Here is a 10,959-nt window from a genome sequence, read left to right on the forward strand (position 1 = left end):
TTGTTTACTGTATTACTAATAATATTTATATATAATAAAGTATATAATACCATTATCAATAAAACTTTAATAATTATTAATTTTAATTTAAGTTTTTATTGACTTAATTATCAATCTATATTGATAGGTTATTTGGAGGAAATTATTTATGCATATTATGGAAGGGTATTTACCATTACAATGGTGTATAATATGGTTTGTTGTAGCAATCATATTTGTAGCTTTTGGTATTTACCAAATTAAAAAAATCGTAGATGAAACACCTGAATCCAAAGCTTTACTTGCTGTAAGTGGTGCATTCATGTTCATCTTATCATCTTTGAAATTACCTTCTGTTACTGGAAGTTGTTCTCACCCTTGTGGTAACGGATTAGGTGCAGCATTATTCGGACCTGCTGTAACTGCAGTTTTAGCAACTATTGTACTTATCTTCCAAGCACTTTTACTTGCTCACGGTGGATTAACTACATTAGGCGCAAACATTGTATCTATGGGAATTGTTGGTCCTTTAGTAGCTTGGATTGTATACAAAGGTTTAACTAAAGTTAATATTTCATCAACTATTGCAGTATTCTTTGCAGCATTTTTAGGTGACTTATTAACTTATGTAGCTACTTCATTCCAATTAGCTTTCGCTTTCCCAGCTCCTACTTTTGGTACTGCTTTAACTAATTTCTTAATTATCTTTGCAGTAACTCAAGTGCCATTAGCTATTGGTGAAGGTATTTTAACTGTTATCATATGGGACAGATTAAAAGCATACAAACCAAAATTATTAAATAAACTTAATGCATTAGCTCCTAATGAAGCTTAAGGTGATTAAATGAAAACATCAACATTAATAATTTTAGCAATAATTTGTGCAATCATTTTCATCGCACCATTAGCAATGTATCATGGTCATGGTGAAGATGACGGTTACTTTGGTGGATCTGACGATGCAGCTGGTGAAGCTGTTGAATCATCCGGTTTTACCCCTTGGGCATCTTCAATATGGGAACCACCAAGTGGAGAAATTGAAAGTTTATTATTTGCTCTTCAAGCAGCTATAGGAGCAATCATTATTGGTTACTTCTTCGGTTACTGGAGAGGACAAGGTAAAGAAGAATAATTTTTCTTCTTTATTATTTTCTATTTTTAGTGATTTTATGAAATTTGATATGGATTATATTGCGCATCATAATGAATTAACTGAAACTAATCCTTACTTTAAATTGTTTCTGACAATTTTCTTGTTAGTTTTAACATTAGCTCTTGATAATCTGTATTTTGATGTATTTATCTTCATTGTAATGTCTATCGTAATTTTAGCAATTGCAAAGATAAATTTTAGGTCATATTTAAAATTCTTATCCATTCCGATGGTTTTTGTAGTTCTGACATGTTTATTTTTAATATTTTTCTTTGGAAAAGGAGAAGTCATTTTTGAAACAGGTATTTGGGGCATCGTAGTTACAACAGATTCCCTTCATTATGGGGTTTACACATTCTTTAGGGTTATCGGATGTCTGCCATTGCTAGGATTTTTAGCTTTAACCACTCCAATAGCAAAAATCTTAAATTGTCTGGCTACTATGAAAGTTCCTAGAGTTGTAATTGAAATTGCACTTTTGATGTATAATTCAATTTTCATATTCTTAAATGAAATTGACACTATGCAGAAAGCACAGGAAACCCGTTTGGGATATAGTACATATTTTGGATCTTTCAAGTCTTTAGGAGCTCTTGCAAGTACAATATTTTTGAGGTCTCTGGATAAAAGTGAAACACTTCAGCACTCTTTAGACTCTAGAGGCTACACCGGAGAATTACCTATTTATGAGCCACGAAAAAAGGGGGAATAAAATGTTAGAAGTTAGAAATTTAAAATATTCTTATAATGCTGATTATCAAGCACTTAAAGGAGTTAGCCTTAAAGTTGAAAAAGGTGAGATGGTTGCTCTTTTAGGTAAAAACGGTGCTGGAAAATCAACTTTATTTTTACATTTGAATGGAATTTATGAGCCTGATGAAGGACAGGTATTCATTGATGGCGAAGAATTGAAATATGATAAGAAATCTCTACTTAAATTCAGACAAAAGGTTGGAATTGTATTTCAAAATCCTGATGATCAGATATTTGCTCCAACAGTTGAAGAAGATGTTGCATTCGGACCTCTTAACTTGGGATTGCCTATGGAAGAAGTCCAGGATAGGGTTGAAGAAGCTCTTGCTCGTGTTGGAATGACAGGTTTTGAAAAAAAAGCACCTCACCATTTAAGTGGAGGTCAAAAGAAAAGAGTTGCTATTGCAGGAATTCTTGCAATGAAACCTGAAGTTATGGTATTGGATGAACCGACTGCAGGACTAGACCCTCAGGGAGTTACAAATCTAACTAAATTATTAAAAGAACTTAATGAAGAGGGAATAACCATTATAATATCCACTCACGAAGTCGATTTGGTACCTAATTATGCAAAACGTGTTTTTGTATTGGTCGATGGTTTGTTGATTGCTGAAGGAACTCCTAAAGAAATTTTCGCACAGCCGGAAATTCTTGAAAAAGCTAATTTAAAAATACCTATTGTTACTGAGTTATTCCAACAGATTGAAGCAGAAGGCTTTGACATGAATGAGGATTATCCGTTAACAATTGAAGAAGCAAAGGAAAAGTTTTTAGAATTCGTTAATAAAAACTAATTTTTTTTTAAATCAGATTTTTTTCATAATTATACTATTGAAAGTATTACTCTAAGTAATAATTCATAATACTTTATTATTTTAAATAAACATTTATACTAATAGAAACATACTTTTTTTATAAGGTGAATTTACATGAGAATTGGAATTTGTGATACTACATTTGCTCGTTTTGATATGGCCGCAGCTGCCATTGATGAGCTTAAAAATAACGCTTATGATTTAAAAATAATTCGTGAAACAGTTCCTGGTGTAAAGGATTTGCCGGTAACTGCAAAAATTCTCATTGAAGAGGAAAACTGTGATATAGTAATGGCACTTGGAATGCCGGGACCTATGGAAAAAGACAAGATGTGTGCTCATGAGGCGTCAACAGGTTTGATTAATGCGCAATTGATGACCAATACTCATATCCTTGAAGTGTTTGTCCATGAAGATGAAGAGGAAGACCCGGTTGAACTTGCCAAACTTGCAGAAAACAGAGCCCGTGAACACGCACAGAACTTAATTAAGATGATGTATCATAGAAAAGCAATGAGAAAAGAAGCTGGAATGGGAATGCGTGAAGGAAAAGAGGATGCTGGCCCATTATAGGTGGAATATGGAATATGAAATAACTGCGGAAGATAAAGATGCAACATACGTGGTTCTTCCGGCGTATAATGAAGCAACAAGAATCGAACCGGTTCTAGAGGATATAGCCAGAAAAGGATACAATATGGTAATCGTCAATGACGGCTCTTCAGACAATACTCTGGAAGTTATCATGAAGGCTAAAAAGAATTTCCCTAACCAGATTCATGTTTTTTCTCTACCGATTAATAGGGGGGTTGGAATTGCAACCCAAACAGGTTTTGAAGCTGTTTTAAGATATAATCCAAAATACATAGTCAGTATGGATTCTGATGGACAGCATTCCGCTGATGATTTGGATGAGGTAATAAAGCCATTGGTAACCGGTGAGGCACAGGCAGTTATTGGTGTAAGACCTTTTGAAGATATGCCAAGAAGCAGAAGTATTGCTAATTCAATAATGAATCTTCTGACAAGAATATTCTATAGGGTGAATGTAAGCGATTCCCAGACAGGATTCAGGGCGATTACAGTTGATGCAATGGAAAAGATATCTATCAATGCTACAGGTTATCTGATATCTTCAGAATTCATACGTGAAATTAATGATAATGATATTCCGTTTGCTGAAGTTCCGATTGAAACTATTTACACTCCTGAAACTCAAGCTAAAGGAACAAACGTTATGGTTGCTTTTAAAATATTATTACAAATGATTAAACATCAGTTTTAAGGTGAAAAAATGTATTTATATGCTTTAATATTTCCATTAATTGCCATAATTGCTATCATATGGTTTGCAGCAAGATATATAAGAGGTAAAAATTCCTTGAGTACTGTAATATTATGGTCCTTATTTTGGATTGTAGTTAGCTTATTTGCTATTTTCCCTGATATAAGTATCACATTTGCAAGAATATTCGGTATTACTCGTGGTCTGGACTTTATAATTATATTGGTATTTGTTGTATTGTTTTACACTGTTTTAAAATTATATTTCATTGTAGATAAGATGCAGAATGATATGAATACTCTAGTTAAAGAAATCGCCTTAAGAAATGAAATCACTCCTGACGATGAAGAGGAATAATCCATGTTATATTTTAGAGGTTGTACTGCAAGAGAAAAATTAACAACCATTCAGGATGCCACCGAAAGACTTTTGAATTTGGCTGATGTTGATTATCATATTTTGGATGATGAAAAATGCTGCGGATCTGTTTTGCTTAGAACCGGTTTTGAAAGCGAGGCTAAAAAACAGATTCAAAAAAATACTGAAATCTTCAGGGACCAGAAGGTATTGACTTCCTGTGCAGGTTGTTATAAGACTTTAAAAGAGGATTACGAAGGCATTGATGTAATCCACATATCTCAACTTTTAGATGAATTAATCAAAGATAAAAAGCTTGTATTGTCCAAAAAAGATTTGAATGTTACTTATCATGATTCATGTCACCTGGGTCGTCATTCCGACGTGTTTGATGAACCGAGAGAGGTTATTGAAAGTGTAGCAAATCTGGTTGAAATGGAAGACATTCGTGAAAACAGTTTATGCTGCGGCGCAGGCGGAGGGGTAAAGTCAGCATACCCTGAAATTGCCTCTCAAATGGCAGACTCAAGAATCTCTCAGGCAAAACAGACTGGTTGTGAAACATTGGTTGTGGCTTGTCCATTCTGCAAACTCAATCTGGACAATGATGATTTGGAAGTGCTTGACTTGACAGAATTTTTAGTGAAATATGGTGATGCGGATGAAAGCTAGTGAACTTGAAACAATGAGAAAGTCATTTTCAACTGTTAAAAACAGATCAAATTCAATCAAGGATTCGCCATCCACAATAAGACTAATAGAAAGAGTCCGTGAAATCAAAAAATATTCAATTGAAAACAATGATCAGCTTTTAGACCAGCTCAAGGAATCCTTCAAGCGCAATGACATGGATTTGAAAATTGCTAAGGATTCAGCAGAAGCTTTAAAAATAATTGATGATTTGCTTGATGATTATAATGCAACAACAGTTGCAAAGGCAAAATCAAATACTTTGGGTGAAATCAATCTTAAATGTCATTTGGCTGAAAAAAACATTGATGTTGTTGAAACAGACCTTGGTGATAGGATTCTGCAGCTTAAAAGAACTGACAATAGGCCCGTTCATCCGACTGGTCCTGCTTCCCATCTCAACGTTGGTGAGATAACAAACATTGTTAATGATTCCCTCGATGCAAACGTCAGTCCGGAACCTCATGAAATCATGGAACTTGTAAGGGAGGATGTACTGAATCGCCTTAAAGATGCCAATGTAGGTATAAGTGGAAGTAATGCCATATCCTCCGAAGAGGGGTCATGCGTAATGGTGCATAATGAGGGTAATATTTCAATAGTTTCACTGAAAGATTTGCATATAATTGTAGCTGGAATTGATAAAATCGTACCTACTTTGGAGGACGCAATTTCCCTTTCAAAACTTGAAACAATTTTCGCAACCGGCAACTATGTAACCTCATATATGAATGTAATTTCAGGTCCCTCAAAGACTGCCGATATTGAAAAAAAACTTCTAAAGAACATGTATGGTGCAGAAAGGGTTGTTGTGATTTTGCTTGACAACGGAAGAAGCGACGCTACCGATGAATGCCTTTACTGTATAGGATGCGGAAACTGTGTAGTTCACTGTCCCGTTTATAATGCAGTTGGAAATGAATTCGGATTCAACAACTATCTGGGTGGCCGTGGTGTGGCAATGTCAAAATTCATCGAAGACGATGAGACCTGCTACAATTCAGGACTTTTCATGTGTACATTGTGCGGATTATGCACCTTAAACTGTCCGGTTGCAATTCCTACAAATGAGATAATTGAAAACATGAGAAAGTTGTCAACCGATGTTGGATTTTATCCGAAGGCTCATGGGGTCATAAGAAAAAATGTTTCAGATAATGATTCCCCATATTAACTTTTTTTTGATAAAACAAAAATATTATAAATAATAAAGAAGTAATATTAATATATTATAAAATTATATTTTATTGGAGGAAATACATGCTTCTATTAATAAGTCCTATAAATCGTGAAGAAGCTCTCGAATCTATTGAAGGTGGAGCAGACATTGTTGATGTAAAAAATCCTAAAGAAGGTTCTTTAGGTGCTAATTTCCCTTGGGTTATTAAAGAAATTAGGGAATTAACTCCTGAAGACAAACTTGTTAGTGCTACTTTAGGGGATGTGCCATACAAACCGGGTACTGTTTCACTTGCAGCAATGGGAGCTCACGTGTCAGGGGCAGATTACATTAAAGTTGGATTATATGGAACAAAAGACCATGACGAAGCTGTTGAAGTTATGGAAAATGTAGTTAAAACAGTAAAAGATATTAGTGAAGATACAATTATTGTAGCTGCAGGATATGCTGATGCTCACCGTGTTGGTGCAGTTGATCCTATGGAAATCCCAAAGGTTGCAAAAGACGCTGGTTGCGATTTAGCAATGCTTGATACTGCAGTCAAAGATGGTCATACATTATTTGATTATTTAGATTTAGATAAATTGAAAGAATTTGTTGAAGAGGCTCACGGCTATGGTTTAAAAACCGCACTTGCAGGATCCGTCAAAAAAGACCAATTGAAACCATTGCATGATATTGGTTGTGATGTTGTAGGTATCAGGGGAGCTGCATGTGTCGGCGGTGACAGAAACACAGGTAAAATACACCATACTGCTGTAGCTGAACTCAAAGAATTATTGGATTCATTTTAATTAGGTGTTGTTTATGTCATTTTCAAAAAAAGTTCAAGAAGCAAGAATGTCTTTCACTTTCGATGACTTTCTTTTAACTCCAAATGCAAGTTATGTGGAACCTAAAGACATTGATACTACTGTGGAATTGGGTAAAGGAATTAAACTGAACATTCCTGTATTGAGTGCGGCAATGGATACTGTAACTGAAGCAGACCTTGCTATCGCTATGGCTCAACAGGGGGGTATTGGAGTAATTCACAGAAACATCTCTCAGGAAAGGCAGGTTGAAGAAGTCAAAAAAGTAAAGAATGCTGAAGATTTAACAATTCGTGATGTTATAACCATTTCTCCAGATTCAACAGTTTCTCAAGCTCAAGATTTAATGCGTAATGAATTAATCAGCGGTTTGCCTGTTGTTGATGGTGACAAAATTATGGGAATCATTTCAAAAAGGGATATTAGACCGGTTTTAAAATCAGAGCCATCCACAGCGATTAAAGACATCATGACTTCCGATGTTGTTACCGTAGAAGAAGGAGTCTCTGCAGAAGATGCATTAAATGTTGCTTATGAAAATAAAGTTGAAAGGCTTCCTGTCGTACGTGACGGTAAATTAGTTGGAATTATTACTATTAAAGATATATTAAACAGATCCCAGTATCCTAATGCTGCAAGAGATGATAATGGTGACTTTTTAGTTGCGGCAGCATGCGGACCATTTGATTTGGACAGGGCAATGGCACTTGACCAAGCAGGTGCAGATGTAATTTCCATTGACTGTGCTCATGCTCATAACATGAACGTTGTCAAATTTACAGAAACCATTAAAGATAATATTGATGCCGAATTATGTGTAGGTAATATTGCAACTGCCGAAGCTGCAGAAGACCTTATTTCAATGGGTGTAGATGCGCTTAAGGTAGGTATCGGTCCTGGTTCAATGTGTACCACTCGTATTGTGGCAGGTGTAGGTGTACCTCAACTTACTGCAATCTCAGATGTTGCAGATGCAGCTGCAGACTCAGGCATTCCTGTAATTGCTGACGGTGGTATCAGATACTCCGGTGACGTTGCAAAAGCTATCGGTGCAGGCGCAGATGCAGTAATGCTCGGTAATTTGCTTGCGGCATCCTTGGAAGCTCCTGGTGAAATTGTCGTTATGAACGGTAAACAATACAAAAAATACCGTGGAATGGGATCAATGGGAGCAATGACCAGTGAGTATGATGGTGGAGCAGACAGATACTTCCAAGGTCAGAAAAGTAAAATGAACCATACCAAATATGTTCCGGAAGGAATTGAAGGTGCTGTACCATACAGAGGAACCATTGCAGAAATCTTGTTCCAGTTAGTAGGTGGATTAAAATCATCCATGGGATACTGCGGTGCAAAAGACATTGCTGCAATGAAAGAAAAAGCAAACTTTGTTAGAATTACAAGCAGTGGAATCAAGGAATCCCACCCTCATGACTTGTTAATCACTAACGAAAGTCCTAACTATCCAACTTTAGAATAGTTGGATATTTTTTAATCTTTTTTGATGGGAAGTTTAAATGACAAAAAGATTTATAGGATAATTATCATTTCTCATCAAAATTTTTCTATTTATGCAATACTCATTGTTTTTTTCTTTAAAATACTAATTTTGAGAAAACATTTATATATTAGTAAATCATATATTATTACATTAGATTATATTATGATTATTTTAGATAATCAGTGTAAATTGAAGCAATTTACATATTTTTAAAGTTTATTATTAAGGAGATAATTTAAATGGCAAGAACTAAAAAAGTAGGTATCACAGGTAGGTTCGGTGCAAGATACGGAAGAAAAGCAAAAAGATCTGTTAAAATCATTGAAGAAAACATGAAAAAAAATCATGTTTGTCCTAAATGTGATAGACCATATGTAAAAAGACAAGCTGCAGGAATTTGGAAATGCAGAAAATGTGGTGCAGTATTCACCGGAGGAGCTTACATTCCACAAACTCCTATGGCTAAATCTGCAGCACGCAGTATCAGAGATATTAAAGTGGAGGAATAAGCTTTGTATAGATGTCCACGTTGTGGAGCAGAAGTAGATCATAAAAGCTACATGGAAAATAAATGTCCTAAATGCAGATATAGGATTTTATTTAAGAAAGTCCCTGAAACAACAAGAGTTATAAAAGCAAGATAAGTTTTTATCTTCTTTTTACTAAATTTTTTTACTATTTTTGATTTAAATGTTAATTTCAACTTCTAGAAAACCTTCTCAAAAAACTAGGAAGTTCTGTAAGAATTTAGCCCATGCTACTGGTTTTACCTCTGTCAACAGGGGAAAAATGAATATGCGCGAGCTTTTGTTGAAGGCTCTGGAATTGGAGGAAATTAACCTGGCTGTTGTTAATGAAATTAAAGGAAATCCGAGTAAAATAACCTTTTATTCCAATAAAGGAGAAGTTTTACTTGCAATTTTAATTAGTGTCTCTTTAGACAACAATGAAAAGCTTAACATGGCCCCATCTCAATTGAAAATAGTTTCCGGCGTGGAAAGACTTAATGTATTAAGCGATATATTGGGTTTGCCGCTGGTGGACATAGCTGAAGATAATTTTATTGTTATTTCTAAAGTTGATGATTTAATAGCTAAAATTGGTTTTATTAATAAGTTTGGAGATAAACTCAATCTCCAGATTAATGTTAAAAAGATTTTAGAGGTTACAAATGATTGATGAAACTCCTCTCGAATCTGTTAAAAGCAACATTTCCATTGAATTTGCAAGTAGTCAGCAGGCAAAATTAATCTATGATGCGATTATTTTGGAGTTCGACACTGCACCGGATTACAGGTCATCAATGACAATTGACGTTGAAGGGTCTGATATTTTAATAGATATTGATGCAGAGGATTCCACTTCATTCAGAGCTTCTGTAAATTCTGCTATTAAATGGATCAAATTGGCATTAGAAATAAATAATTTAACAAACTAATGATATTTATTAATTAATTGATATAGGTGATATTATGGAGATTCCTGAAAACATTCAACAACAATTAAATCAGTTTCAACAATTACAACAACAAGCTCAAGCAGTAACAATGCAAGTTCAAAATGTTGAAATTCAAATTCAAGAAACTGAAAAGGCTTTAGAAGAACTTAAAAAAACTGATGAAAGTACTGAAGTATTCAAACAAGCTGGTACTTTACTCATTAAAGTAGAATATGCAGATGCATTATCTGAAATGGAAGAAAAATTAGAAACTCTTCAATTAAGAAAACAAACCATGTCCCGTCAAGAAGAAAGGGTCATGAAAAAACTTGAAGAGATGCAATCCACTATTCAAAATGCAATGCAAGGTATGGGCCAATAGGCTTAATACTTTTTTTCTTTTTTATAGATTTTCATGTCAAAACTTAAAAAATTATCTCAGGATGACTTATCAACCATTTCCGATGACTTCGGTGAAATCCTTGAACGTGAAGTTTCAAAAAATATTTCCACCAAAGAGGTTGAGGATTTGGATTTGGACATTACAATCAATTATGAAAACGACCAGTTAGACGTTGATGTTGATGTTGGGGTTCTCTTTGATGAGCTTTCTGAAATCAGCCAAGATCAAATTATCAAAGCCATTGATGAGGCTTATGTCAAGTTCGATTCATACATTGATGAGAACTTCAGAGAATGATTATTTTTTTTTAAATTTTTTCGTAATACTTATTTTATATTTTTTATTATATAAGTATTACTTTTTTATAAAAAAGTATTTATACTATTAATTTCAATACTATAATTATGCAACGAAAAATATGATTGGCCATATGATTACGTTTCGAATTTGTGAAAAATATCCTTTTCATAAATCATGGATTGTTAAAGTTTGAAGTATAATAGCTTAACAATTTTAGGACAAACATATAATACTATCTTTCAAATTCCCTCTTTCAATTACTTCAAACTTTAATCTTTCTTATTTTTTCAATT

At 34.3% G+C, this 10,959-nt stretch carries 17 protein-coding genes; all 17 read left to right on the forward strand.

The window, feature by feature from the left end:
- The first annotated feature begins 148 nt into the window (after positions 1 to 148).
- The 17 genes from ACKI2P_RS04075 (at position 149) to ACKI2P_RS04155 (ending at position 10,663) form a co-directional block, all read left to right on the forward strand.
- Positions 149 to 814, forward strand: coding sequence for an energy-coupling factor ABC transporter permease (locus tag ACKI2P_RS04075; RefSeq protein ID WP_407375261.1), 666 nt, complete (start codon positions 149 to 151; stop codon positions 812 to 814).
- A 9-nt stretch (positions 815 to 823) separates the two neighbouring features.
- Positions 824 to 1,111, forward strand: a complete 288-nt coding sequence (locus ACKI2P_RS04080; protein ID WP_407375263.1) for an energy-coupling factor ABC transporter substrate-binding protein — start codon at positions 824 to 826, stop codon at positions 1,109 to 1,111.
- A gap of 37 nt (positions 1,112 to 1,148) precedes the next feature.
- A complete protein-coding gene (gene cbiQ, locus ACKI2P_RS04085; protein WP_407375265.1) occupies positions 1,149 to 1,844 on the forward strand; it encodes a cobalt ECF transporter T component CbiQ in 696 nt (231 codons plus the stop codon).
- A 1-nt stretch (position 1,845) separates the two neighbouring features.
- Positions 1,846 to 2,679 (forward strand): ATP-binding cassette domain-containing protein, encoded by an 834-nt coding sequence (locus tag ACKI2P_RS04090; protein ID WP_407375267.1) that lies wholly within the window; start codon positions 1,846 to 1,848, stop codon positions 2,677 to 2,679.
- A 135-nt stretch (positions 2,680 to 2,814) separates the two neighbouring features.
- A complete protein-coding gene (ribC, locus tag ACKI2P_RS04095) occupies positions 2,815 to 3,273 on the forward strand; it encodes a riboflavin synthase (protein ID WP_298525729.1) in 459 nt (152 codons plus the stop codon).
- Between the two features lie 7 nt (positions 3,274 to 3,280).
- Positions 3,281 to 3,985 (forward strand): glycosyltransferase family 2 protein, encoded by a 705-nt coding sequence (locus ACKI2P_RS04100; protein WP_407375269.1) that lies wholly within the window; start codon positions 3,281 to 3,283, stop codon positions 3,983 to 3,985.
- 9 nt (positions 3,986 to 3,994) lie between these two features.
- Positions 3,995 to 4,342: a DUF2304 domain-containing protein gene (locus ACKI2P_RS04105; protein WP_407375271.1), complete on the forward strand. Its 348-nt coding sequence runs from the start codon at positions 3,995 to 3,997 to the stop codon at positions 4,340 to 4,342.
- 3 nt (positions 4,343 to 4,345) lie between these two features.
- Positions 4,346 to 5,014, forward strand: a complete 669-nt coding sequence (locus ACKI2P_RS04110; RefSeq protein ID WP_407375273.1) for a (Fe-S)-binding protein — start codon at positions 4,346 to 4,348, stop codon at positions 5,012 to 5,014.
- Positions 5,004 to 6,206 carry an LUD domain-containing protein gene (locus tag ACKI2P_RS04115; RefSeq protein WP_407375275.1) on the forward strand — a complete coding sequence of 401 codons (1,203 nt, stop codon included), beginning with the start codon at positions 5,004 to 5,006 and terminating at the stop codon, positions 6,204 to 6,206. The genes ACKI2P_RS04110 and ACKI2P_RS04115 overlap by 11 nt, the downstream gene beginning before the upstream one ends.
- 86 nt (positions 6,207 to 6,292) lie before the next feature.
- A complete protein-coding gene (locus tag ACKI2P_RS04120) occupies positions 6,293 to 7,006 on the forward strand; it encodes a (5-formylfuran-3-yl)methyl phosphate synthase (RefSeq protein WP_407375276.1) in 714 nt (237 codons plus the stop codon).
- A gap of 13 nt (positions 7,007 to 7,019) precedes the next feature.
- The gene (gene guaB, locus ACKI2P_RS04125; protein WP_407375278.1) at positions 7,020 to 8,504 is read left to right on the forward strand and encodes an IMP dehydrogenase; all 1,485 of its coding nucleotides are present in this window, start codon (positions 7,020 to 7,022) and stop codon (positions 8,502 to 8,504) included.
- Positions 8,505 to 8,764: 260 nt separating this feature from the next.
- The gene (gene rpl37A, locus ACKI2P_RS04130) at positions 8,765 to 9,034 is read left to right on the forward strand and encodes a 50S ribosomal protein L37Ae (protein WP_292811270.1); all 270 of its coding nucleotides are present in this window, start codon (positions 8,765 to 8,767) and stop codon (positions 9,032 to 9,034) included.
- A 3-nt stretch (positions 9,035 to 9,037) separates the two neighbouring features.
- Entirely contained in the window at positions 9,038 to 9,169 is a 132-nt protein-coding gene (locus ACKI2P_RS04135) for a DNA-directed RNA polymerase subunit P (RefSeq protein ID WP_407375280.1), read from the forward strand.
- Positions 9,170 to 9,320: 151 nt separating this feature from the next.
- Complete coding sequence (locus ACKI2P_RS04140; RefSeq protein WP_407375282.1) at positions 9,321 to 9,704, forward strand: ribonucleotide-diphosphate reductase subunit beta; 384 nt, start codon at positions 9,321 to 9,323, stop codon at positions 9,702 to 9,704.
- Positions 9,697 to 9,963 (forward strand): KEOPS complex subunit Pcc1, encoded by a 267-nt coding sequence (locus ACKI2P_RS04145; protein ID WP_407375284.1) that lies wholly within the window; start codon positions 9,697 to 9,699, stop codon positions 9,961 to 9,963. The genes ACKI2P_RS04140 and ACKI2P_RS04145 overlap by 8 nt, the downstream gene beginning before the upstream one ends.
- 34 nt (positions 9,964 to 9,997) lie before the next feature.
- A complete protein-coding gene (locus ACKI2P_RS04150) occupies positions 9,998 to 10,345 on the forward strand; it encodes a prefoldin subunit beta (protein WP_407375286.1) in 348 nt (115 codons plus the stop codon).
- A 33-nt stretch (positions 10,346 to 10,378) separates the two neighbouring features.
- On the forward strand, positions 10,379 to 10,663 hold the full coding sequence (locus tag ACKI2P_RS04155; RefSeq protein WP_407375288.1) for a DUF3194 domain-containing protein: 285 nt from the start codon (positions 10,379 to 10,381) through the stop codon (positions 10,661 to 10,663).
- Positions 10,664 to 10,959 lie beyond the last annotated feature (296 nt).

Origin of the sequence: Methanobrevibacter sp. (assembly GCF_045541095.1) — an archaeon.
GTDB lineage: Archaea > Methanobacteriota > Methanobacteria > Methanobacteriales > Methanobacteriaceae > Methanocatella.

Bases quoted from the DNA above. Each gene is read 5' to 3' on its own strand.
- ribC (WP_298525729.1), top strand. From the start codon at position 2,815: ATGAGAATTGGAATTTGTGATACTACATTTGCTCGTTTTGATATGGCC.
- ACKI2P_RS04140 (WP_407375282.1), top strand. From the start codon at position 9,321: ATGCGCGAGCTTTTGTTGAAGGCTCTGGAATTGGAGGAAATTAACCTG.
- ACKI2P_RS04150 (WP_407375286.1), top strand. From the start codon at position 9,998: ATGGAGATTCCTGAAAACATTCAACAACAATTAAATCAGTTTCAACAA.
- guaB (WP_407375278.1), top strand. From the start codon at position 7,020: ATGTCATTTTCAAAAAAAGTTCAAGAAGCAAGAATGTCTTTCACTTTC.
- rpl37A (WP_292811270.1), top strand. From the start codon at position 8,765: ATGGCAAGAACTAAAAAAGTAGGTATCACAGGTAGGTTCGGTGCAAGA.
- ACKI2P_RS04080 (WP_407375263.1), top strand. From the start codon at position 824: ATGAAAACATCAACATTAATAATTTTAGCAATAATTTGTGCAATCATT.
- ACKI2P_RS04120 (WP_407375276.1), top strand. From the start codon at position 6,293: ATGCTTCTATTAATAAGTCCTATAAATCGTGAAGAAGCTCTCGAATCT.
- ACKI2P_RS04090 (WP_407375267.1), top strand. From the start codon at position 1,846: ATGTTAGAAGTTAGAAATTTAAAATATTCTTATAATGCTGATTATCAA.
- ACKI2P_RS04115 (WP_407375275.1), top strand. From the start codon at position 5,004: ATGAAAGCTAGTGAACTTGAAACAATGAGAAAGTCATTTTCAACTGTT.
- ACKI2P_RS04155 (WP_407375288.1), top strand. From the start codon at position 10,379: ATGTCAAAACTTAAAAAATTATCTCAGGATGACTTATCAACCATTTCC.
- ACKI2P_RS04110 (WP_407375273.1), top strand. From the start codon at position 4,346: ATGTTATATTTTAGAGGTTGTACTGCAAGAGAAAAATTAACAACCATT.
- ACKI2P_RS04105 (WP_407375271.1), top strand. From the start codon at position 3,995: ATGTATTTATATGCTTTAATATTTCCATTAATTGCCATAATTGCTATC.
- ACKI2P_RS04075 (WP_407375261.1), top strand. From the start codon at position 149: ATGCATATTATGGAAGGGTATTTACCATTACAATGGTGTATAATATGG.
- ACKI2P_RS04100 (WP_407375269.1), top strand. From the start codon at position 3,281: ATGGAATATGAAATAACTGCGGAAGATAAAGATGCAACATACGTGGTT.
- ACKI2P_RS04145 (WP_407375284.1), top strand. From the start codon at position 9,697: ATGATTGATGAAACTCCTCTCGAATCTGTTAAAAGCAACATTTCCATT.
- cbiQ (WP_407375265.1), top strand. From the start codon at position 1,149: ATGAAATTTGATATGGATTATATTGCGCATCATAATGAATTAACTGAA.